We start from the raw sequence: 21,267 nt of genomic DNA on the forward strand, positions 1-21,267 counted from the left end.
AGACTTCTTTCGAGATTAAGGTTAAAACTGAAAGGCGAACTGTTTAAACGGCCAGTAGCGAAAGTCCACCTTGCCGACAATTTGGTTGATTTTGACAAACCCAAAATGGCGGCTGTCCCAGCTGCTAAGCCGGTTGTCGCCAAGAACGAAAATGCAGCCGGGAGGCACCCGTGTTTTCCCGGTCACCTCCTCAAGCGTAAAATCCCCGGTCAGCCTGCCGTCAAGCAACTTTTGCTTATACGGGCGCAAATACGGTTCGTCAACTTTTTTTCCGTTGACATACAAGATGTCATTTTTGTACGCGATCCGATCGCCAGGCAGGCCGATAACCCGCTTGACGTAATCTTCCTTTTTGTTGGCGTGAAAAACGATAATGTCGAACCGGCGAATAGGCCCGATGTCGTAGGAAAGCTTATTGACGATCAGCAAATTGCCGCTCTCTAGCGTCGGCATCATCGATTTTCCTTCCACCACGTAATTGCTGAACACGAACAACCGAAGCATGGCGACAACACAAACGGCAACAAACCATGGCCATCGGCGGCCTCGTTTTTCTTTTTGCTTGGTCACTCCCCGCCCTCCTCGCCGCCTTGTTCTTCCGTCAACGAAAATCGCGCTTCCACCCGTTTTCCGGCGTACCAAAGCAACAGAACGACTGCGGCGATCATCGCCGTGCGCAGCGGCTGACGGATGAGCGCCTTCAAGTCATAGCCGATAAAACTGATGGTAAACACCATGATCATCTTTCCTAGCAGCACCGCCAATACAAACTGCTGGCGGCTGATGCGCGACAGTCCGGCAACAATATTGACAAGCGCCGATGGGGTGAACGGAAAGCAATACAACAAAAACAGCGGACCAAATCCGTGTCGCTCAATCCAATGCATAAACTGCCGCACTTTCGGGTGGCGGCGGACAAAGTGAAAAAAACGCTTCTGCCCCACTTTCCGCGTCAGCCAAAACACGATGAGCGAGCCAAGTGAAGCGCCTAGCCAAGAGATCAGAAACCCTTTCCATAGTCCAAACGCCGCTGCGTTCGCCATCACGAAGACGAACATGGGCAAAATGGGAAAAAACGACTCAAGCAACGTCGCTGCGATGCCGGGAAGCACGCCGAAAGAGCGGTATTGTTCGAGCAGGGAAAGGATGCTGTCGAGCGTGAACCATTGTTTGATTGTTTCCATATCCATGTCTATTCCCCATTCAAATGCCGTTTATATCTTTATTTTACACGTCCAGGCGCCTAATTTGAACTCATCTTTAGGAAAAACCATTTTTATCAATTTGTTCAGCTAACTCTGTTTTTCTTGCTGCATGCGAAATATGTATTGGAGTTTGCGCTCCCTCGCTTCCATCCGCTCGGATAATTTTGTCCGCAGTTGAGCCGTTCGGTATAACTGGTTGATGAACGATTTGCAGGAAACATCGAGGGATATGCTTTTTCCGTTGCGGAAATAAACGATGGTCCGCTCATATTTGGCAGGCTCATACCGATAAACGTGCATGTGCGAGAGCCAAACGCAGCGGGAGTCACGCGGAGAGGCGGTTGGAAATACGTAAATTTCATTGGCTGGTTCAATGGCGATCGGCGCTTTATGGGTGATGCCAATGACGGCTTTTGTTCCTTCTTTTCTCCCTTGAAAGCTGCTTCCATAGTAATCGCAACTATGTTTAATAATGTCCATCGGCGTTTGTTTGATGATATATTCACCGTCCTCCTCAATGACTTTCGCATACACATCGCTGTTTAAAAAGTATGGGAGAATTGCCATCGTATAACGGCTTACGATGAATTGCTCCAAGACAATGAATTCATTGACTTTCATCCGTTCGTCTCCTCTCTTAATCAACTCACCCTCTACTCCTATCATACCATCAGAAGTTATATTTTTCTATATTTTGCAAAAAATCTATTAAAAAAACCCATGACAATCGTCATGGGTGTTCTAAGAGTTTTCAAACGTTTGACCGATTTCTTTGGACGCTAAATATTCATTCGCCTGTTCCAACGCGGTATGCTCGCCGACCGAGTCGCCAGCATACGTCTCTTCATCCATCAACCATTGCTCAACATGAAGATCCGTGCTGACGCGAAACTCAGCGGGCATCAGCTCCGGCAGGTCGCCTTGATTCTTTTCCATCACATCGCCTCCCTATGTCTTATAGGATGCTCCATCTTTTTCCTTTTTATACACGAAAAAAGCCCGGCCACGCCGGGCTTTCGTCTTCGTTTGTGATCGGTTTGCATTAAGCTGTCGTAAACTGTTCTTCTTCGGTCGATCCTTTCAAAGCGACTGTTGATGATTGGCCGCCAGAGATCACTTGGGCGACTTCGTCGAAATAGCCTGTGCCGACTTCGCGCTGATGGCGCGTCGCCGTGTAGCCGTACTTCTCGGCGGCAAATTCGGCTTGCTGCAGCTCGGCATACGCCGCCATGCCTCGCTCTTTGTAGCCGCGCGCCAGTTCGAACATGCTGTAGTTGAGCGCATGGAAGCCAGCCAAAGTGACAAATTGGAACTTGTATCCCATTTTGCCGAGCTCTTGCTGGAATTTGGCGATCGTTTCGTCGTCCAATTTTTTCTTCCAGTTGAACGACGGCGAGCAGTTGTACGCCAGCAGCTTGCCTGGGAATTTTTCATGAATCGCTTCGGCAAACCGGCGCGCCTCATCCAAATTCGGCTCGCTCGTCTCACACCAAATGAGGTCGGCATACGGCGCATAGGCAAGCCCGCGGGCGATCGCTTGATCCAAACCGGCTCTTGTGCGATAGAATCCTTCCGGTGTCCGTTCTCCAGTGATAAACGCTTGATCGCGCGGGTCGATGTCGCTTGTGATCAAGTCAGCAGCGTTCGCGTCGGTGCGTGCGATGAGCACCGTCGGAACCCCCATGACATCGGCGGCCAACCGCGCCGCAATCAAGTTGCGAATCGCCGTTTGCGTCGGCAAAAGCACTTTGCCGCCTAAATGGCCGCATTTTTTCTCCGATGACAGCTGGTCTTCAAAATGGACGCCAGCCGCTCCGGCTTCAATCATTGCCTTCATGAGCTCAAAGACGTTCAGTTGGCCGCCGAATCCCGCCTCAGCGTCAGCGACGATCGGCACAAAGTAGTCCACGTCCCCGCTGCCTTCTAAGTATTGAATTTGATCCGCGCGCTGCAACGCTTGATTGATTCGCTTGACGACATGCGGAACGCTGTTGGACGGATACAGGCTTTGGTCCGGATACATCTGTCCAGCGAGGTTGGCGTCGGCCGCCACTTGCCAGCCGCTTAAATAAATCGCCTTCAAGCCTGCTTTCACTTGCTGCACCGCCTGATTTCCGGTCAGCGCGCCAAGGGCCACGACGTAATTCTCTGTATGAAGCAGCTTCCATAATTTTTCCGCCCCGCGTCGAGCGAGCGTATACTCGATGTCAAGCGAGCCGCGCAGTTTAATGACATCCTCCGCGCTGTACGGACGGACGATCCCTTTCCAGCGCTCCTCATTTTTCCAACTTTCTTCTAATTGCCGGACACGTTCAGCAAATGACGCCATTTTTCCTTCCCCCATCTCTCTATTGTTATATTACATTATTTATATTTACGATTTTATTATATAACAGAAAAACAAAAGTGCAAGCCTTTTTTTGAAACTTTTTTTAATTAGGAAAATAGTCGCATATTGTTCATAAACATCGCGATTTTTTCGCTAATCTTTTTGATATGATCATATTGAGGAGTGATGAATAGTGAAAAAATGGTATACGTTAGCTGCCTCTCTTGTCATCATCGGCATCAGCGTCGGCATCCTGTACTTTGCTGTCTACCAGCCATCGACGATGCGGCTTCCAAATGACGTGACGATGGAAACAGCATGGGGAAAATCATACGAGTTTGGCGGCCTTCCACCGAAAGTACGGCTCGTTGAATTTATGTATACAAGTTGCCCGGATATTTGTCCGAATACAACGATGCAAATGGCGAAGCTACGGGATCGTCTGAAAAAAGCCGGTGTGTTCGGAAGCAAAGTCGAATTCATCACGATCACGATCGACCCAGCGCGCGATACGAATGAAAAGCTGCAGACATATGCCAATGCGTTTGGAGTCACGAGCGACGGACAAGGTTGGATGTTTTTGCGCGGCAGTGAAGCGGACACGAAAAAAGTAGCGAACGCCTTCCACTTTCAATACCGCGACCCGGGCAACGGCATGATCGTACACACGACGTTCGCCTACTTGCTTGGCCGCAACGGGAGCGTCGTCAAACAAATCGGCATGGGGACATCTCGATTTCATGTCGATGAAGTATATGAAGCGATTATGGAGGAATTGTCATAACCAAACAGCGGATTTGCGTACCTGTCGCAAAAGGAAAAGGGGGCCGATCCAAAACGCACTTGCGTTTTGGGTCAGCCCCATGTTCATACAAAGAAAGAATACAGGCTGAGCGCCGCAACCGCCGCAAGCACGACGATCATGACGTTAGCCCCAAGCCAAGCTGTAATGATGGCCGCCGCAAAACCGATGACACCGAACGAAAGATCATCCTGGATGAAAAAAACGTCCGGAATAATGAGCGCTCCAAGCACCGCATACGGCACATTTTTCAGCACTCCTTGCCAAAACGACGGCAGCTCGACGCCGCCGAGCAACAAAAACGGCAACAAGCGCGGCAAATACGTCACGATTCCCATGCCGATGATCATCCATACGATCGCGCTATTCATCGCCGTTTCCTCCTTCCTTCGTCAGCCATTGGACGATGATAGCCGACAACAATGTAGCCAACACGATCGACCAGCCTTTCGACAAGTGAAAGGCAAACGTGCCGATCGAGTTGAATAAAGCCGACAGCCCCGCTAGCCAGACGATTTTCCGCTGTTTTTTCAACGCTGGAATGAGCAAGCCGATAAACATGGCATACAAGGCAATGGACATACTTTCTTGCAAACTTTCCGGCAAACCGGATCCAGCGGCATAACCAATGCCCGAGTTGACGACCCAGCTGCCATACGCCATGGCAATGAGCCCAAACATATATGAGGCGTTGATCGTTCCTTCTTTCATCGCCGCCACCGAAAACGTCTCATCGGTAATGCCAAAGGCGTACAGCGCTTTTTTCCAAAGTGCGTCCGGCCCAGCCTTTTCATTAAGGGACGCCGACATTAAAAAATGGCGAATGTTCAATACGAATGTCGTCAACACAATTTCAAACACTCCGGTGCCCGCCGAAAGCAAACTTAACGCGATATATTGCGAGGCGCCGGCGAAGACGATGATGCTCATGAGCACGGTCTCAGCGAATGTCAGTCCGGTTGTCTTGGCGAACAGCCCAAACGCCAGCGCGATCGGCATGTAGCCGATGGCAATCGTTGTTCCTGCTTGCACCCCTTGGCGAAACGGCGCCATCTTGCCGTCTGTCCATGTCGTTTCCATTCACTCATCCCCCCCATTTGACTAGATTGATAACTTTATTGTCTAAAAATTCGTCTCATTTCGCAACCCGAACGTCCATCCATTGTTTCCTCTCACGTCAAACACGAGACAAACACAGAGAGAGACTAATCTATGATATAATCAAACTGATTCATGATTGACGGCAACAGAAAAGGAGTGCACGTCCATGTCAGTGAAACCGTATGTATTAACCGACCGCGGCATTTTCCGTTATGAACAAGTCACGTACCCGATGGAAGAGCGCGGTTTGCAATTCGGCGATGGCGTCTACGAAGTCGTCCGTTTATATAGCGGAACATACGTTTGGATTCGCGAGCATCTTGACCGGCTGTACCGTTCAGCGGCCGCCATTCGCCTATCCGTTCCGTTCGGCTGCGAAGAGCTCATCGAACAGCTTGAGGAGCTTCGCCGCCTCAACGATGTGCAGGAAGATGCGATTTTGTATTTGCAAATAACGCGCGGCAGCTTCCCGCGCAACCATGCGTTTCCGGCGGAAAACCGGCCGAACTTATACGCCTACATCCAGCCGATGGCGCGAAAAACCGAGGAAATGACACATGGGGTGCGCACGATTTTGACGAAAGATGTCCGCTGGGAATACTGTTACATTAAAAGCTTGAACTTATTGCCCAACGTATTGGCGAAACAAGAAGCGGTTGAGCGCGGAGCGTTTGAAGCGATTTTGCATCGCGACGGCGTCGTAACCGAAGGCAGCTCGTCAAACATTTTCCTTGTCAAAAATGAAACGGTGTACACCCATCCGGCCACCGCACGGATTTTAAACGGCATCGTCCGCACGAAAGTGAAGGAATTTTGCGCTGAGCTTGGCATTCCATTTGTCGAAGAAGCGTTTTCCACCAACGACCTTAGGGAGGCGGACGAACTGTTTTTAACAAGCACGACGTCAGCGATTATCCCGATTATTCAAGTCGACGAAACGGTGATCCGAAGCGGCGCGCCAGGGGCGGTGACGAAGGCGCTGCAAGTTGCCTACCGACAGGCGACGCAGCGAGAAACCCAAAATATCTGATCGGCCGGCCGAACAGAAGAGGTGTCCCCCAGCCAAAGAAGGACACCTCATTTCGTTTATGAGCTGAGCACGGCGCGGTCGCTCGCAAATTGGCTGCCGCGGATGCGTTGGAATGCCTCAAGCAGCCGCTCGACCGTCAGCTCTTCTTTCTCCTTTCCTTCTGCGGCAAAAATGATTTGTCCGCCATCCATCATGATCAACCGGTTGCCAAGGCGAATCGCCTGCTCCATGTTGTGCGTCACCATGAGCGTCGTCAGGCGGTGCTGCTCAACAATTTGCTTCGTCAACTCCGTGACCAACTCCGCCCGCGCCGGATCAAGGGCGGCGGTATGTTCATCGAGCAACAGCACATCCGGTTTTGTAAACGTCGCCATCAACAAGGAAAGCGCCTGCCGCTCCCCGCCGGAAAGAAGTCCGACTTTGGCGGCGAGCCGGTCTTCAAGCCCTAAATGAAGCGTTCGCAGCGTCTCCCGAAACCATTCGCGCTTTTGCTTCGTGACGCCAAGGCTTAACGTGCGCCTCTTTGTCCGGTTGTAGGCGAGCGCCAAATTTTCCTCAATCGTCATATGCGGGGCGGTGCCGGCCATCGGGTCTTGAAAGACGCGGCCGATGTAGCGGGCGCGCGCATGCTCCTTGAGCGCGGTTACATCGCGGCCGTTGATCCACACTTCGCCGGTATCAGGAGACAGCCGTCCGGAAATGATGTTCATGAGCGTGGACTTGCCGGCGCCGTTGCTGCCGATGACGGTGACGAAATCGCCGGGGGCAAGCGTCAGATCAATGCCGCGCAAAGCGATTTTCTCGTCAGCCGTTCCTTCGTTAAACACTTTTGTAATTCGTTTCAGCTCCAGCAACGGTTTCCCCCCTCTCCAACTGCCGCACCCTCCGCTTTTTCCGCTGCCGTTCTTTTTGCGCCGCCAACGTGTTGGGCACGACGAGCGCCATCATCACAATGAGCGCAGTAATCAATTTCACATCGCCCGTCTCCAAAAACTCGACGCGCAACGCAAGCGCCAAAATGAGGCGATAGACGATGGCGCCGCCGATGACCGCCCACGTCGCGCGTGCGACCGAACGGGCGCCAAACAAAGCCTCCCCGATGATGACGGAAGCGAGCCCAATAACGATCATCCCGATTCCCATCCCGACGTCGCTGAATCCGCCGTACTGGGCGACGAGCGCTCCGGAAAGCGCCACAAGTGCGTTCGACAGCCCAAGGCCAAACACGATCAACCAATCGGTGTTGGCGGAAAAGCTCGCCACCATCGGTTTGTTGTCTCCAGTTGCCCGCAAGGCGATCCCCACTTCTGTTTTCAGCAGCCAATCCAACAGCCCTTTGACCATTAGCGCGACAACCGCCATTGACATAAGCACCGCCCATGTCCGCGGCGCAAAGCCGGTGAAGGAAACGAGTCGGTTGAGCGCCGCATCCAATCCGGCTTGCCGCCAGGCGGCGGTGATGTTGGTGATGACCGTTTCCTGCTGCAAGAGCGGCACGTTCGATTTGCCCATAATGCGCAAATTGATCGAATACAAAGCGATCATCATTAAAATGCCGGATAACAGTGGATTGATTTTCCCTTTCGTATGCAAAAGCCCGGTCAACACCCCGGCGGCAAAGCCGGCCAAAAGCGCCGCGGCTGAGGCGGCAAACGGATTGGTTCCATTGACAATGAGCACGGCGGCGACGGACGCGCCGGTGACGAAGCTGCCGTCAACCGTCAGATCGGGAAAATCCAAAATGCGAAACGATAAATAGACGCCGAGCGCCATCACGGCGTAAATCAAGCCGGCTTCGACGGAACTGAACATCGCTGTCCACACAGCTTTTCACCTACCTTTTCGGAAACAGACCGAAGGCGCATGTGACACGTTGAGTGTCAAAACGCACTTTTACCTACTTTGGCCCCCTCCTTCATCGAAGGAGGGACGGCCGCTTATTCAATATATTCCGCAATGGAATCCCATTCTGGATTGAGCTTGATGCCCATTTCTTGCGCTGCTTTTTTGTTGATGACAAGCTTCAATTTTTGTGGATATTGCACTGGCAAATCAGCTGGCTTTTTGCCGTCTTGCAAAATTTGCGCCGCCATTTCCCCCGCTTCGTAGCCGATGTCATAATAGTCAAACCCGTACGCCGCAAAACCGCCGCGCTTGACGGAATCGAGTTCACCGACAAAAAGCGGAATGTCGTGCTCATTCGCCACTTGAATGACGGATTCAAGCGCCGAGACGACCGTATTGTCGGTGATGATGTACAGACAATCAACTTTGCCGACGAGCGACTCGGTCGCCTGCTTCACCTCTGCTGATGTCGATACTGACGCCGGAACAATTTTCAAGTCCGTTCCTTGCATCGCCTTTTTCACCTGCTCGATTTGAGCGACGGAGTTTTGTTCGCCGGCGTTATATACCATGCCGACACGGTTGCCTTTGATATATTTGTCAATAAACTGCACCGTTTTCGGAATGGCCTCCGGGTGCGTATCGGTCGTTCCCGTCACATTGCCGCCCGGTTTTTCCATCGATTGGACAAGCTGCGCGCCGACTGGGTCAGTCACCGAAGTGAACACGATCGGAATGTCTTTTGTCGCATTGAGCGCCGCCTGCGCACTTGGCGTTGAGTTGGCAAAAATCAAGTCGACGCCGTCCGAAACAAAATTATTGGCGATCGTTTGGTTGTTGCTTTGGTCGCCTTGGGCGATTTGCACGTCATACTCAACGGACAGCCCTTTGTCTTTTAACGCCTGCTGGAATCCCTTGCGCGCCGCATCGAGCGATGGATGCTCGACAATTTGCGTCACGCCGATTTTGTACGTCTTTTCTTTCTCGCTCTTTCCGCCGCTTCCCTGGCTGCTTCCCGTCTCTTTCGCGCCGCCGCAGCCTCCAAGCAACAAAAAGCCGGCCGCGCACACCGCGGCGAGCCGCCGAATCGATTGGCCCATGATCCCATCCCCCTATGTAGAAAAGTTTAGCCCTTTTAAACTTTTATGTGTTAAATTATATAAATTTCTCTACTTGTTTTCAATATACTATTCAAAAAAAAAGAAAAGGTGCTGAAAATTCAGCACCATCAAGCGTGGGAAGACGCGAGCCGCTCTTTTAACGCTCTTCGCAAAATTTTTCCTGTCGCATTTTTCGGCAGCTCGTCCAAAAAGTCAATCGCGCTCGGCACTTTATATTTTGCCAACCGCTCACGGCAGTAAGCGATGAGCTCTGCTTCCGTCAGCTCCTGATTTTTCGCGACAACATACGCCCGCACGGCCTCTCCGTAGTCTGGATCCGGCACGCCGATCACCGCAGCTTCCACAACATCCGGATGGCTGTACAGCACTTCTTCGACTTCGCGCGGATACACGTTGTAGCCGCCGACGATAATCATCTCTTTCTTTCGGTCGACGATATAGAAATAGCCGTCCTCGTCCATGCGCGCCAAATCGCCGGTGTGCAGCCAGCCGTCGCGCAAGGCGGCCGAGGTCTCTTCAGGCATTTTGTAGTACCCTTTCATGACGTTCGGCCCCCGGACGACAAGCTCGCCAACCTCACCGATGGGCACTTCTTCTCCATATTCGTTGACGACTTTATTTTCAACATTCTTAATGCTTGTTCCAATCGAGCCGGGTTTGCGCGGCCGGTCGAGCGGATTGAAGCAGGTGACAGGGGACGCCTCCGAAAGCCCGTACCCTTCCGAAATAATGACGTTGAACTTTTTCTCAAAGTTTTCAAGCAAGGCGACCGGCATCGAAGCGCCGCCTGAGATGCAGAGGCGGAGCGTCCGCAAATCGTCCGCACTTCCACCTTCATATTGATAAAGGAAATTGTACATCGTCGGCACGCCGGCAAAAATCGTCGCCTTTTCCTCGCGAGCTAGCTGAAACAACTTCGCCGGGCTGAACTTTGGCATAATGAGCACCGTTCCGCCGTTCATTAATGGGGCGTTGAGCGCCACGGTCAAGCAAAACACATGAAACATCGGCAACGCGGCAATGACGCGGTCATTTTCATTGATGCCTAAATAATCGGCCGTATCTTGCGCATTGCTGTATATGTTTTGATGAGTGAGCATCGCCCCTTTCGGCTTGCCCGTCGTCCCCGATGTGTACAAAATGACGGCGACATCGTCATCACCCAGTTCAGGTCCGGTAAAGTCTGGGCTGCCGTCCGCCAACACTTCTGCAAACGATTTCATTCCTTCCGACAGGGAAATGCCTTTTTCCTTCCCTTCCGGCGTTTCACAAACGATCGCATGCTCGAGCAGCGGAAGCCGCTTCTTCGCCTCCACAAACAACGGAGCAAGCAAGTCGAGACTGATCACCGCTTTGACATCGCCGTTGTGCAAAATATAAGAAATTTCCTCGGGCGTGTAAATGGGATTGATCGGAATGACGGTCGCCCCAAGCCGCAGCGCCCCGTACAAGCCGATGACGAACTGCGGCGAGTTGCCAAGCAACAAAGCGATATGGTCGCCTCGGCGAACGCCAAGCCGCGCCAATCCGTCGGCAAATCGGGAAATGGCTTCGTCCAATTGTTGATACGTGCACCGCTCTTTCATGAACACATACGCTTCCTTGTCCGGCAACTGCTTCGCAATTTGCGCCAACCGCGTCGTTACGTTCATATACGCTCCTCCCCCAAAATGAATGAATGACCATTCATTTTATAAGTAAAAAAATTCGAACTATATCCATTATAAAAAAAGAACAGCAAAGGGCAAGGGAAAGCGTTTCCTTTGCTGTTCTCCCCTGTTTTTGGCCTATTGCCCCCATGTGAGGCCAGTGCGGGCGAGGCGGATGACACCGCGGAACGTCCGGCCAGCCTCCTCAACCAGCTGCTCGTGCCGGCCAACGTGCGGCAAATGCGTCAACCATAATTCTCCGACACGTGCTCCCTCCGCGATGGCCGCCGCCTCCTCACTCGTCATATGCCCAGCCGGCGCCGCGTTTTGCCCAGCGTAAAAGTTGCACTCGCAAATGAGCAAGTCGGCTCCTTTGGCAAACGGAAGAAACTCCGGTATATAGCTTGAATCGGCTGTATAAACAACTGTCTTGCCGCCGGCCGTAATGCGCATCGCGTAGCATGGCGCCGGATGGACTGTTTTCATAAATGTGATCGAAAACGGTCCAACAGCCAGCGTCCCATTCGGGTCATAGGCCATTCCTTCCGTAATGCCGCTGTGCGTCAAGCGGGAAAACGCCGCCTCGTCTTCCATATGGCCGTAAATCGGCAAGACAGGAAGGTCAGCTCCCAAATTTTTATGAATGAGACGCGCGTATTGGAGCGGGCCGATGTCGGCGATATGGTCGTAATGGTAATGGGAGATGATGACCGCATCTAAGTTTTCCACAGCCGTATAGTTTTGCAGCTTGGCAAGCGCCCCGCTGCCGCAATCAACGAGCAGGAAAAATCCGTCATGCTCGAACAAATACGCCGATGTCGCTTCATTGGCGGCCGGGAACCCTCCCCAATAGCCGATGACCGTCACTTTCATTTTCGGTTCTCTCCTTCCATTCGTTTTGTCTTCATCATACACAACCGCGCCTATTTTTTCATCTTTGTTGATTTTTGTTTTAAAACACATATTGACATTTTGTTATGTGTTATAATACAATAAAATTACCAAGACAACGGAGGGGATCGGAATGTTGATGAAAGTGTTGGAATTTTTCAGAAACTTGCCACCTAAAAAATGTACGCACTGCGGCAAAGAGATTGACGAGCAGCATGAATGCTACGGCAACACATGTTCTGATTGCCTTGGCGCCGCTTACCGCCACTAGGTAAGCGGAATACCTTCTTGCGTCACGACGTCGGCTGCCCCGCCGGCGTTTGGCTGTTCCCCAATGCAGCCTGCCTTTTCTCTTGACTGCCTCCAGCTAAGAGGCATTTTTTTTTTGCCAATCTCAGGGGCGCCATCACACACAACGTTCTAATGGCGGCCCATCCGCAAAAAGCAATCCCCCGTCCCAGCAAATGGTTTTCCTTTCATTTACTTTCCATCTGTTGTTTGATTCCGATATTGGCCAATGCAAAAAGGCGTCCCAATCTTTTTAGGACGCCTTCGAGACGGCATGGTTCAATCATCACGTTTGAGCCGCTGTTTCCGTCCATACCGCATAACGGCGGCGATACCGAAGGAGAAAATACACGAGCGTCGCCAAGGCAAAGACCGCGGCTGTCGCAAGCAATATCGCAGCTTCCTTCCACATGACCAAAAAATCGCCGCTTGAAATGACTGCTCGCAACCCACGGATCGCATGGGGCATCAGCAGCCACGGATGAAGCGACTGCAACGCATCCGGAACGAGCTCAATCGGATACGTACCGGCGCTTCCAACTAGCTGGGCAATCAATAGCAAAATGCAAGAAACCGGCCCGGGTTGTCAAACACGGTGACAAGGAATTGAACAATCATCATAAACGTTATGCTGATGATCCAAGTGAACAAATGCTAAGCAAATGAATGTTTTTCCTTCAGCCGCTTGACAACATCGTCGCCAAGATGCATCGGTTCGCCGTCAAGTTTAGCTCCTTGGTCTTCATTGACGACAGCGACCGGCAGGCGGTCCAAATGCCCATACGGGTCCCAAAACGCCCATAAAAACGACCCGCTGTACAGAAGAGGAATGAACAGAACAGCAAGGATCGGGACAAACACTTTCGGGCGGAGCACGATGGCCCGCAGCTCTTTTCGCAGCATATGGCGCTCCCTCCTTTGTACAGATGACCAAATTGTCCGCATGGTCAATTTCCAACAAAAAAAGAGGATCATCTATCTCGACAATCCTTGCAAAAAATAGAGCGTAAACAATTCAGCAATTTGTTCTTTTGTCAACGGTTCATGATCTTTTTCCCAATCGACGATCAAGGCGATGTACGTCTTGAGCATCAAAAATGCCGTAATTTCCGAATTGCACGGACGAATCTCCCCTTTTTCCACCGCCGCATCAATTTTTTGCCGAATGAACTCGACCATTGCCCGATCCAGTTTGGCAAGCACTTCTTGCACCGCCGCCGTACCGATATTGCGCACTTCTTGAAGCAGCTTCGCCGTCAGCTGATGGCGCTGGCGAAATTCCAAAATGCGGTACAAGGCGCGGTGGACGTTTTCGGAAAACGGCAGCGACGAGTCCATCGCCAGCTCCGCTTCCGCCTTGATTTCCATAATCAATCCGGAGACGATTTCATCAAGCAGTTCCTCTTTGCTTTTAAAAAACGTATAGATCGTCCCCTTGCCGACGTTGGCGAGCTTGGCGATCTGCTCCATCGTCGTCGCCTTGTAGCCAAAGGCAGCAAACGATTGGGCCGCCGCTTCGATGATTTGCCGTTTGCGGTCGCTTGCCATACTCCTCATCCTTCAAACTGACTAAATGAACAATTTGGTCAATCCGTATCCATTATACTATCAAACAACATGGATGTAAAGGGCCGTCGCATTGGGGACGGAATTTCTTCCTGCTCCCTCATCCTTTCCAAGCAAATGGGTAGAAGCGCCGTTGAAGCTTCTCCCACGTTCTTTTCACATCCCTTTTGCAGCGGAAACCACTTCCACGAACCAAAAGAGACAAACAGCCATCCGCTGCTTTTCGCTTCAAACGGCGGGCGGCCGCACCGACGTCCAAATGTGAGCGGCGAACGGACCAGGGCGTTGGAAAACCGTTGGTTAACGGACGCTGCTGTATAGATCGGACGTCTGTTGAACTGGCGCTTGCTGCAAATACAGAAGCACGTCACGCACCGCTTTTTCGCCTTGGTCAATGCAATCCGGCAATCCGAGCCCTTCGTATGAGCTGCCGGCCAAAAACACCCCCGGCAACTCGGACGCCATCTGCTGCTTAATCTTCGCCAGCCGCTCGCGGTGCCCGACCGTGTATTGCGGCATGGCCCGCTTCCAGCGCGAGATGACGGCGAACTCCGGTTGGCCGGCGATGTTCATCACTTTATTTAAATCATCCAATACAACACGGACGATCTCATCATCAGGTTGGTCGACGATCTCCTCATCGCCCGGGCGCCCGACGTAGCAGCGCAAGAGCGCCTTGCCAGGCGGCGCGGTGTGCGGCCATTTTTTATGCGTCCATGTGCACGCTGTCATCGTGTAATCACTGCGGCGCGAAACGACAAACCCGGTGCCGTCAATGTCTTGGCGGATCGCCTCCTCCGGAAATGCGAGCGCCACCGTCGCCACCGACGTCAGCGGCACTGAACGGAACGGGGCGAAAAACGGATAGTCAGCAAACATGTCGGGCACAACATGATGCGGCGTTGTCACGATGATGCCGTCTGCCCCCCACACCTCTCCTGTGCTCAGTTGCAGCCGATACGCCGAATCGGTGCGAACGATCCGCTCGACACGCATCCCTTTGATGACGCTGCCCGGCTCAAGCCGTTTTTCCACTTCATCAACGAGCGACTGCAAGCCCGTTTTTAACGTCTGGAACGCCCCTTTCCGCTCTTTTTGCTCTTTCGGCGTCGTTCGTCTCGCTCCACGGACAAGGCTTCCGTATTTTTGCTCAAGCTGAAAAAACTGTGGAAACGTCGCCATTAGGCTCATCTCATCAATGTCGCCGGCGTAAATGCCGGAAAGCAGCGGTTCGATGAGATTGTCCACCACCTCATCGCCGAGGCGGCGGCGGAAGAAGCGGCCAAGCGGCATATCACCATCGACTTTCACCGGCGGCAGCACAAAGTCAAGCGCCGCCCGCAGCTTGCCGGCCGGGGAAAACAGTCCGGTCGTTAAAAACGGGGCGATGCGCGTCGGAATGCCCATCACCGCTCCGCCCGGAATGGGATAGAGTTTGCCGTTGACCAAAATGTACGATGTTCCGGTCGCGTTATGAACGATCTCATGTTCAAGGCCGACTTCCTTCACAAGGCGAAACGCGCTCGTTTTCCGCGCCAAAAACGAGTCTGGACCGCGTTCAATGACAAAACCGTCGCGGACGACCGTCTGCACTTTTCCGCCGAGCCGGTGCGTCGCCTCGACAAGTTTGCATGCAAGTGGGAGGCGTTGCTCTCGAATCGCTTTTTGCAAGTAGTAAGCAGCCGTCAAGCCGGTAATGCCGCCGCCGATGATGACGACCGTCCGTTGCCCTTCATTCATGTCGATCGCCTTCTTCCGCCCACCGCTTTAACACAACCGACGCCAATGCATCAATAAACAATGGATTCGTGTTGGGCATCTCCGGTCGGTAATAGCGGGCGCCGATCTCTTCCGTCACCTGTTTGCACTCAATGTCGTTGTCATACAACACTTCCAAATGGTCGGCGACAAAACCGACCGGCGCGTAAACGAACGACGTATAGCCGCGCTCTTCGTAAAGCTGGCGCGTCAAGTCTTGCACGTCCGGCCCAAGCCATGGTTCCGGCGTCTGACCGGCGCTTTGCCAGCCGACGGCATAGTGGGCGACGCCGGCTTGATCAGCAATTCGTTTCGCTGTATCTTCGAGCTGCGTTGGATACGGGTCACCGCCTTGAATAATTTTTTCCGGCAAACTATGTGCGGATACGATCAGCACAGCTCGCTCCCGCTCACGTTCCGGCATGGCGGCAAAAATCGCCCGCACTTGTTCTGCCCAATATTGCAAAAACTTCGGCTCGTCATACCATTGATCAATCGTGTAAATGGTCGGTCCGCCGAGCTTTTTTGCTGCCGCTTTCGCCCGCTCATTGTACGAGCGAATGCTGAATGTGGAATAATGAGGGGCTAGGACGATCCCAACCGCTTCTTTGATGCCGTCATCATGCATGCGCTCGACGGCATCCTCAATGAACGGCTCAATATGTTTGAGCCCTAAATACATGCGAAACTCGACTTCATCTTGCACTTCGTTCAGCCGCTCCTCGAGCCGTTTCGCCTGCTCTTCCGTAATTTTCGCAAGCGGCGACAACCCGCCGATCGCCCGGTAGCGCGCTTTTAAATCCTCGATTTGTTCCTGCGGCGGCTTGCGCCCATGGCGAATGTGCGTATAATAACGTTCAATATCATCTTCCCGGTACGGCGTTCCGTACGCCATCACGAGCAGCCCCACTGTTTTTTTCACCATTGTGCCACCCCCTCGTTTAGTTCGTTGACGTATATTCGTGGATAAAAGCGGTCAGACGCTTCAGTGTCGCCGGCTGAACATCCGGAAAAATGCCGTGGCCTAAGTTGAAGATGTAGCCCGGCCGTTCCATTCCTTCGTCCAAAATGCGCTTCACCCGTTCTTCGATCACGTCCCACGGCGCAAGAAGCACCGCCGGATCCAAGTTGCCTTGAATCGCTTTCGCAATGCCTTGGCGGCGCGCTTCGCGAATCGACAGCCGCCAGTCAAGGCCGATGACATCAAGCGGCAAGTCGTTCCACTCATGCACTAAGTGACTGGCGCCGACGCCAAACATAATGAGCGGAGCCCCTTCTTCCCGCAAAGCGGCAAAAATGCGCGCCATCGCCGGCTTGATAAACGTCCGGTAATCGTCAGCATTAACGGCGCCAACCCAAGAATCAAAAATTTGCACAGCGCTTGCCCCTGCCCGAATTTGCGCCCGCACATAACGGATCGTCATCTCAGCGAGCTTGTCCATTAAGGCGAACCACGCTTTCGGTTCAGCATACATGAACGCTTTCGTCTTATGATAATTTTTTGACGGACCGCCTTCAATCATGTAGCTCGCCAACGTAAACGGCGCCCCGGCAAACCCGATGAGCGGCACATCCAACTGTTCGTTGACAAGGAGCCGGATCGTTTCAAACACATACGGCACATCATGTTCTGGATCAATCTCCCCAAGCCGCTCGACGTCTTGAAGCGAGCGAATCGGATTCGCGATCACCGGCCCGACGCCGCCCTGAATCTCGACGTCCACGCCAATGGCCGGCAGCGGTGTCATAATGTCTTTATATAAAATGGCGGCATCGACGCCATATTGCTCAACTGGAAGTCTCGTGACGTACGCGCAAAGCTCCGGTTGATGCGTAATTTCAAACAGCGAATATTTTTCTTTCAGCGCCCGATACTCCGGCTGCGACCGTCCGGCTTGCCGCATATACCAAACCGGCACGTACGATGTTTGTTCGCCGCGGCAGGCGCGCAAAAATGTATCGTTGATCTGTCTAGCCATCTCCATCCGCCTTTCTTTCCTCACAATCCCGTCAATGGTTTCGCGTTTTCTTCATCTTTAAACGTTGCCTATCTCCTTTTCACTATACAGCTTTCCGTACCCAATGTATAGAGAAGAAGGCGAACTGTCAAAAAATCGACCGATTTTTAAGTCCATGCCCATTATAGCAAAAAAGCTGCCCCGGCCGCACGGGACAGCTTTCTGTTCAGATGAGAAACATGGCGACAACGGTCGTAACCACCAAGCCGACAGCAACAGGAATGAGGTTGCGGCGCGCCAGCTCAAACGGGTCAACCCCGCAGATCGCTGCCGCTGGAATGAGCGCCCACGGAACGAGCGTGCCGCCGCCGACCCAAATGGCGGCGATTTGGCCGAGCGCCGTCAACGTTGCCGCTCCGCCGCCGATCGCTACAGAAAACAAATGGGCGATCGAACCGGCGAGCGAGATGCCGGAAAACCCGGAGCCGTCAAGACCAGTAATCGCCCCGACGATCGTGAGCGTAACCGCCCCCACCTCATTGTTCAGCGGCACCGCATGAGCCAAGGCAACCCCTAAATCGTTGACGATGCCTTGCGATGCCTGCGGCAAATAGTCGCCGATGATTTTCACAAACCCCGCATCGCCAAGATAGAAAAACGCGGCGATCGGAATAACAGGGCCGAACACTTTAAACCCGAACTGAAACCCTTCAATAAAGTAATTGGTCACTTCCGCAAAACTTTCTTGCCGATGGGCGAGAACGGAGATGAGAATCAAAATGAAAATCGCCGTCCCACCGACCAAGGCGGTCGCTTCCCCGCCTTGCAACCGCAAATAAAACATCGCGATGACATCAAGGGCGAACAAAATCGGAATCAACAGCGCAAGCCATTTTTTCGTTTGTCCCGTCAGTAAATGGCTTGTTTTTTCCAGCGTCGAATCGACCGTTGCAGCCATTTCCGCCTCCCCGCTTGCCAGGCGCCCTCGCTTCATGTCACGGCGCAGCAAGTAAAACGCGGTGACCGTTGTGACGGCCCCCATGACAAAAACAAGCGGCACACTGGCAGCGATGACATCGCCGACCGGCAGCCCGGCGGCATCGGCCGTTAATTTCGGCGCCCCTTGGATGATAAAATCGCCGGAAAGCGCGATGCCATGCCCGAACAAGTTCATCGCCATCGCCACTCCCAACGCCGGCAAGCCCACCCGGACCGCTGCCGGCAACAGAACTGCCCCCATGAGAGCAACAGCCGGAGACGGCCAGAAAAACCAAGAAATGATCATCATCAAAATTCCGATCGTCCAATACGCCCAAGCCGGCGTACGGATGAAACGGACAAACGGCGAAACCATGACATCATTGATGCCGGTGGCCGACAACACTTTGCTCATCGCCACAATAATAGAGATGACTAAAATCGTCGGCAATAGCTCCGCAATGGCGTAAATAAAGCTGTTAAACACTCCGCTGACCGCCGCGCTCAACGAATGGGTAGCGACCGCCGCCAATAAAAAGATGCCGGCAATGCAAATGAGCGATGTATCTTTGCGGGCGACCATAAACCCAATAATGAGCACGATGAACAGCAAGTAAATCCAGTGCAACGCTACAAGCTCTACACCCATGAATCATTCCCCTTTCTTCCCGACTTCCAGCCTGACCGCTGGACATGCGCCCAGGCCGGTGTACTACAGCATATGAAGCGGGAAAAAAGGTGTGAAAGCTTCAGCCATCCATTGAAAATGAAAAACGCCGGCGCCAGCGCAAACAGCGCTAGCGTCCGGCTTTCTGCCCACGCTGCAGGCGCACGTACCGCCCTGCCGTCCAAAGCCCCCATATGTTTCCGCCAAGCCAAGTGGCGAGCCAAAGAAGGCGCGGGGAAACAGCCAACAGTACGAGATGGAATACCGTATTTTGCCCAATCAGCAGAATGGAAAGCAACCGAACCGCCGCAGCATCCGGTTGCGCCTGCGGCAACGGGTACAGCCGCGGCCATAGCGAATAGCGATGATGGGAAGGCAGCGCGGCCAATTGAACAGCGGTCGCGTAAAGAAACAAAAATGCGATGGCCGCCCGCCCGTATTGGTGATCGATCACAGCCAGCATGACGCTTCCAATGGCGGTGAGGCGGACATACAGACCAGCATACCCGCCGGTGCGCAAAAACGTGCGGGCATACAAATGAAAAAACACATGCCGCTCGTCGTACGGTATCAAAGCGAGCAGCGGATCAAGCCAGCGCCGCCGCTTCGCCGCCTCCCGCCATTCCGGAACGTCGGTAAACAAGTTGGCCAGCCGGTAAAACGCCGTGGCCGCTCGCCGTTCTTCCGCGATGATCCGTTCCCATTTCCATGTTTTCCCTATCGTCAAACGTGACAAATAGATGGACAGAACGGCCATCAAACCAACCAAAACGACAAAAAATGGCCATGGGGCCGCAACCAGCACCAAATAAACGAACACCGCCGCTAGGCTGAAACGGGTAAATGCGCCAAAGCGATGAAAAGACGGATCGGCGATGTAGCTTCCTTGCCAACTGGCCCATAAGCTCCATCCTTTGAAGCAGAAAAGACCGAACAAAAAAAGCGGCCATGACACCGGGGAAAAGCGAGCATGCAGTGGACCCGCCAACAGCAAAAGCAAAGAAAGGCCGTACGACTGCCATAACCATGAGACGAAAAACGCCCGCTGAATATACAGACCCAGCCGTTCTTCCGCCGGCAACAAAAACACCGTATCCGCCTCGCGGAACAAGGTGCGCACCGATCCAGCGGCCGCCGCCCAGCCGAACACGACCGCCGCAATAGCCGGATACGGAAACGAGTCAGGAAGCGCCGCCGCAAAGCGCTCGTACATCACCGCTATGCCGCCAAGCACAATGATCAAACCGACGAGCAAATGGTCGTTGAACATATAGCGCAAGTAGCGGATCCGTTTTCGCCATTCCGCTTGGAAACGCTGCTTCCAAAGACGGCGGGCGTCAATCATGGCGCATCGTCCTTTGTCAATTCGACGTACAGTTCATCAAGCGACGCCCCCCGCAGCCCGAACTGGCGGCGAATGTCATCGAGCGTCCCTTTGGCTTTGACGCGGCCGTTGTGCAAAATAACGAATGAGTCGCAATACCGCTCTGCCGTCGCCAAAATGTGCGTCGACAGCAAAATGCCCGCCCCCTTCTCTTTCTGTTCATTCATTCGCTCAAGCAGGGCGTGAATGGCAAGCGGATCGAGGCCGAGAAACGGCTCATCGATGATATAAAGCGGCGGTTCAAGCAAAAAGGCGCATACAATCATGACTTTTTGCTTCATTCCTTTCGAAAAATGAGCCGGAAACGAGGAAAGCCGCCGCTCCAATCGAAACTCGCGAAGCAGCGGCGGAAGGCGGCGTTCATACTCTGCTTCGCTCAACCCGTACGCCATCGCCGCTAGACGCAAATGTTCCTCAAGCGTCAATTCTTCATACAACACCGGCGTTTCCGGGATATAAGCAAACTGCCTTCGATACGTTTCCGGCCCGTCCGCAAGCCGATAGCCGTTAATGGAAATCGCGCCGCGGCGCGGTTCCATCAAGCCGATAATATGTTTGATCGTCGTGCTTTTGCCGGCTCCATTTAGGCCGATCAAGGCGACCATTTCGCCGCGGTCGACCGCAAACGTCACGTCTTCAAGCACGTTTTGCGCCGTGTAGCCTCCGGATAGATCCTTCACTTCTAAAAGCGTCAT

24 protein-coding genes are annotated in these 21,267 nt (G+C 53.0%); 3 read left to right on the forward strand and 21 right to left on the reverse strand.

Annotated elements, in window-relative coordinates; translation table 11 throughout:
* Positions 1 to 21: 21 nt before the first annotated feature.
* The 5 genes from lepB to aceA form a co-directional block, all read right to left on the reverse strand.
* The gene (lepB, locus tag GC56T3_RS14905) at positions 22 to 570 is read right to left on the reverse strand and encodes a signal peptidase I (RefSeq protein ID WP_013146209.1); all 549 of its coding nucleotides are present in this window, start codon (positions 568 to 570) and stop codon (positions 22 to 24) included.
* Positions 567 to 1,190 (reverse strand): TVP38/TMEM64 family protein, encoded by a 624-nt coding sequence (locus tag GC56T3_RS14910; RefSeq protein ID WP_013146210.1) that lies wholly within the window; start codon positions 1,188 to 1,190, stop codon positions 567 to 569. Before GC56T3_RS14910 ends, lepB begins: the two co-directional genes overlap by 4 nt.
* A 102-nt stretch (positions 1,191 to 1,292) precedes the next feature.
* Positions 1,293 to 1,826, reverse strand: coding sequence for a competence protein ComK (locus GC56T3_RS14915; protein ID WP_013146211.1), 534 nt, complete (start codon positions 1,824 to 1,826; stop codon positions 1,293 to 1,295).
* Positions 1,827 to 1,946: 120 nt separating this feature from the next.
* On the reverse strand, positions 1,947 to 2,141 hold the full coding sequence (locus GC56T3_RS14920; RefSeq protein ID WP_013146212.1) for a hypothetical protein: 195 nt from the start codon (positions 2,139 to 2,141) through the stop codon (positions 1,947 to 1,949).
* Between the two features lie 106 nt (positions 2,142 to 2,247).
* The gene (gene aceA, locus GC56T3_RS14925) at positions 2,248 to 3,534 is read right to left on the reverse strand and encodes an isocitrate lyase (RefSeq protein ID WP_013146213.1); all 1,287 of its coding nucleotides are present in this window, start codon (positions 3,532 to 3,534) and stop codon (positions 2,248 to 2,250) included.
* Positions 3,535 to 3,727: 193 nt separating this feature from the next.
* Between aceA and GC56T3_RS14930 the strand changes: the two genes are divergently transcribed.
* A complete protein-coding gene (locus GC56T3_RS14930; protein ID WP_013146214.1) occupies positions 3,728 to 4,318 on the forward strand; it encodes an SCO family protein in 591 nt (196 codons plus the stop codon).
* 83 nt (positions 4,319 to 4,401) lie between these two features.
* Here GC56T3_RS14930 and GC56T3_RS14935 read toward each other — a convergent pair whose 3' ends face one another.
* Both GC56T3_RS14935 and GC56T3_RS14940 read right to left on the reverse strand, forming a co-directional pair.
* Positions 4,402 to 4,707 carry an AzlD domain-containing protein gene (locus GC56T3_RS14935; protein ID WP_013146215.1) on the reverse strand — a complete coding sequence of 102 codons (306 nt, stop codon included), beginning with the start codon at positions 4,705 to 4,707 and terminating at the stop codon, positions 4,402 to 4,404.
* Positions 4,700 to 5,416, reverse strand: a complete 717-nt coding sequence (locus GC56T3_RS14940; protein WP_013146216.1) for an AzlC family ABC transporter permease — start codon at positions 5,414 to 5,416, stop codon at positions 4,700 to 4,702. The genes GC56T3_RS14935 and GC56T3_RS14940 overlap by 8 nt, the downstream gene beginning before the upstream one ends.
* Positions 5,417 to 5,603: 187 nt before the next feature.
* On the opposite strand from GC56T3_RS14940, the gene dat reads away from it, so the two are divergent.
* A complete protein-coding gene (gene dat, locus GC56T3_RS14945) occupies positions 5,604 to 6,467 on the forward strand; it encodes a D-amino-acid transaminase (RefSeq protein WP_013146217.1) in 864 nt (287 codons plus the stop codon).
* A 56-nt stretch (positions 6,468 to 6,523) separates the two neighbouring features.
* Here dat and GC56T3_RS14950 read toward each other — a convergent pair whose 3' ends face one another.
* From GC56T3_RS14950 to GC56T3_RS14970, 5 genes are all read right to left on the reverse strand, one after another.
* Complete coding sequence (locus GC56T3_RS14950; RefSeq protein ID WP_013146218.1) at positions 6,524 to 7,321, reverse strand: ABC transporter ATP-binding protein; 798 nt, start codon at positions 7,319 to 7,321, stop codon at positions 6,524 to 6,526.
* Positions 7,287 to 8,279, reverse strand: a complete 993-nt coding sequence (locus GC56T3_RS14955; RefSeq protein WP_013146219.1) for an ABC transporter permease — start codon at positions 8,277 to 8,279, stop codon at positions 7,287 to 7,289. Before GC56T3_RS14955 ends, GC56T3_RS14950 begins: the two co-directional genes overlap by 35 nt.
* 125 nt (positions 8,280 to 8,404) lie before the next feature.
* Positions 8,405 to 9,412 (reverse strand): ABC transporter substrate-binding protein, encoded by a 1,008-nt coding sequence (locus tag GC56T3_RS14960; RefSeq protein ID WP_013146220.1) that lies wholly within the window; start codon positions 9,410 to 9,412, stop codon positions 8,405 to 8,407.
* Positions 9,413 to 9,540: 128 nt separating this feature from the next.
* Entirely contained in the window at positions 9,541 to 11,085 is a 1,545-nt protein-coding gene (locus GC56T3_RS14965) for a fatty acid--CoA ligase family protein (RefSeq protein ID WP_013146221.1), read from the reverse strand.
* Between the two features lie 135 nt (positions 11,086 to 11,220).
* Entirely contained in the window at positions 11,221 to 11,955 is a 735-nt protein-coding gene (locus tag GC56T3_RS14970) for an MBL fold metallo-hydrolase (RefSeq protein WP_013146222.1), read from the reverse strand.
* A 151-nt stretch (positions 11,956 to 12,106) separates the two neighbouring features.
* Here GC56T3_RS14970 and yhfH point away from each other — a divergent pair, with 151 nt between their 5' ends.
* A complete protein-coding gene (gene yhfH / locus GC56T3_RS18920; RefSeq protein WP_013146223.1) occupies positions 12,107 to 12,244 on the forward strand; it encodes a protein YhfH in 138 nt (45 codons plus the stop codon).
* 303 nt (positions 12,245 to 12,547) lie between these two features.
* Here yhfH and GC56T3_RS20035 read toward each other — a convergent pair whose 3' ends face one another.
* The 9 genes from GC56T3_RS20035 to GC56T3_RS15015 all read right to left on the reverse strand — a co-directional run bounded on the left by GC56T3_RS20035 (position 12,548) and on the right by GC56T3_RS15015 (position 21,267).
* Positions 12,548 to 12,823: a hypothetical protein gene (locus GC56T3_RS20035; RefSeq protein WP_227456664.1), complete on the reverse strand. Its 276-nt coding sequence runs from the start codon at positions 12,821 to 12,823 to the stop codon at positions 12,548 to 12,550.
* A gap of 92 nt (positions 12,824 to 12,915) precedes the next feature.
* Positions 12,916 to 13,164: a YhgE/Pip family protein gene (locus tag GC56T3_RS20040; RefSeq protein ID WP_041468543.1), complete on the reverse strand. Its 249-nt coding sequence runs from the start codon at positions 13,162 to 13,164 to the stop codon at positions 12,916 to 12,918.
* Between the two features lie 72 nt (positions 13,165 to 13,236).
* Entirely contained in the window at positions 13,237 to 13,809 is a 573-nt protein-coding gene (locus GC56T3_RS14985) for a TetR/AcrR family transcriptional regulator (RefSeq protein ID WP_011230167.1), read from the reverse strand.
* Positions 13,810 to 14,127: 318 nt separating this feature from the next.
* A complete protein-coding gene (gene hemY, locus GC56T3_RS14990; RefSeq protein ID WP_013146224.1) occupies positions 14,128 to 15,567 on the reverse strand; it encodes a protoporphyrinogen oxidase in 1,440 nt (479 codons plus the stop codon).
* The gene (hemH, locus tag GC56T3_RS14995; protein ID WP_013146225.1) at positions 15,560 to 16,510 is read right to left on the reverse strand and encodes a ferrochelatase; all 951 of its coding nucleotides are present in this window, start codon (positions 16,508 to 16,510) and stop codon (positions 15,560 to 15,562) included. The genes hemY and hemH overlap by 8 nt, the downstream gene beginning before the upstream one ends.
* A 16-nt stretch (positions 16,511 to 16,526) precedes the next feature.
* The gene (gene hemE, locus GC56T3_RS15000) at positions 16,527 to 17,564 is read right to left on the reverse strand and encodes a uroporphyrinogen decarboxylase (RefSeq protein WP_013146226.1); all 1,038 of its coding nucleotides are present in this window, start codon (positions 17,562 to 17,564) and stop codon (positions 16,527 to 16,529) included.
* Positions 17,565 to 17,769: 205 nt separating this feature from the next.
* Positions 17,770 to 19,170, reverse strand: coding sequence for a hypothetical protein (locus GC56T3_RS15005; protein WP_013146227.1), 1,401 nt, complete (start codon positions 19,168 to 19,170; stop codon positions 17,770 to 17,772).
* Positions 19,171 to 19,318: 148 nt separating this feature from the next.
* Positions 19,319 to 20,533: an ABC transporter permease gene (locus tag GC56T3_RS15010; RefSeq protein WP_013146228.1), complete on the reverse strand. Its 1,215-nt coding sequence runs from the start codon at positions 20,531 to 20,533 to the stop codon at positions 19,319 to 19,321.
* Complete coding sequence (locus GC56T3_RS15015) at positions 20,530 to 21,267, reverse strand: ABC transporter ATP-binding protein (RefSeq protein ID WP_013146229.1); 738 nt, start codon at positions 21,265 to 21,267, stop codon at positions 20,530 to 20,532. Before GC56T3_RS15015 ends, GC56T3_RS15010 begins: the two co-directional genes overlap by 4 nt.

The sequence above is a fragment of the Geobacillus sp. C56-T3 genome (genome assembly GCF_000092445.1).
GTDB lineage: Bacteria > Bacillota > Bacilli > Bacillales > Anoxybacillaceae > Geobacillus > Geobacillus thermoleovorans.

Bases quoted from the DNA above. Each gene is read 5' to 3' on its own strand.
- GC56T3_RS14910 (WP_013146210.1), bottom strand. From the start codon at position 1,190: ATGGATATGGAAACAATCAAACAATGGTTCACGCTCGACAGCATCCTT.
- GC56T3_RS14915 (WP_013146211.1), bottom strand. From the start codon at position 1,826: ATGAAAGTCAATGAATTCATTGTCTTGGAGCAATTCATCGTAAGCCGT.
- GC56T3_RS14920 (WP_013146212.1), bottom strand. From the start codon at position 2,141: ATGGAAAAGAATCAAGGCGACCTGCCGGAGCTGATGCCCGCTGAGTTT.
- aceA (WP_013146213.1), bottom strand. From the start codon at position 3,534: ATGGCGTCATTTGCTGAACGTGTCCGGCAATTAGAAGAAAGTTGGAAA.
- GC56T3_RS14935 (WP_013146215.1), bottom strand. From the start codon at position 4,707: ATGAATAGCGCGATCGTATGGATGATCATCGGCATGGGAATCGTGACG.
- GC56T3_RS14940 (WP_013146216.1), bottom strand. From the start codon at position 5,416: ATGGAAACGACATGGACAGACGGCAAGATGGCGCCGTTTCGCCAAGGG.
- dat (WP_013146217.1), top strand. From the start codon at position 5,604: ATGTCAGTGAAACCGTATGTATTAACCGACCGCGGCATTTTCCGTTAT.
- GC56T3_RS14955 (WP_013146219.1), bottom strand. From the start codon at position 8,279: ATGTTCAGTTCCGTCGAAGCCGGCTTGATTTACGCCGTGATGGCGCTC.
- GC56T3_RS14960 (WP_013146220.1), bottom strand. From the start codon at position 9,412: ATGGGCCAATCGATTCGGCGGCTCGCCGCGGTGTGCGCGGCCGGCTTT.
- GC56T3_RS14965 (WP_013146221.1), bottom strand. From the start codon at position 11,085: ATGAACGTAACGACGCGGTTGGCGCAAATTGCGAAGCAGTTGCCGGAC.
- GC56T3_RS14970 (WP_013146222.1), bottom strand. From the start codon at position 11,955: ATGAAAGTGACGGTCATCGGCTATTGGGGAGGGTTCCCGGCCGCCAAT.
- yhfH (WP_013146223.1), top strand. From the start codon at position 12,107: ATGTTGATGAAAGTGTTGGAATTTTTCAGAAACTTGCCACCTAAAAAA.
- GC56T3_RS20040 (WP_041468543.1), bottom strand. From the start codon at position 13,164: ATGCTGCGAAAAGAGCTGCGGGCCATCGTGCTCCGCCCGAAAGTGTTT.
- GC56T3_RS14985 (WP_011230167.1), bottom strand. From the start codon at position 13,809: ATGGCAAGCGACCGCAAACGGCAAATCATCGAAGCGGCGGCCCAATCG.
- hemY (WP_013146224.1), bottom strand. From the start codon at position 15,567: ATGAATGAAGGGCAACGGACGGTCGTCATCATCGGCGGCGGCATTACC.
- hemH (WP_013146225.1), bottom strand. From the start codon at position 16,510: ATGGTGAAAAAAACAGTGGGGCTGCTCGTGATGGCGTACGGAACGCCG.
- hemE (WP_013146226.1), bottom strand. From the start codon at position 17,564: ATGGCTAGACAGATCAACGATACATTTTTGCGCGCCTGCCGCGGCGAA.
- GC56T3_RS15005 (WP_013146227.1), bottom strand. From the start codon at position 19,170: ATGGGTGTAGAGCTTGTAGCGTTGCACTGGATTTACTTGCTGTTCATC.
- GC56T3_RS15010 (WP_013146228.1), bottom strand. From the start codon at position 20,533: ATGATTGACGCCCGCCGTCTTTGGAAGCAGCGTTTCCAAGCGGAATGG.
- GC56T3_RS15015 (WP_013146229.1), bottom strand. From the start codon at position 21,267: ATGACGCTTTTAGAAGTGAAGGATCTATCCGGAGGCTACACGGCGCAA.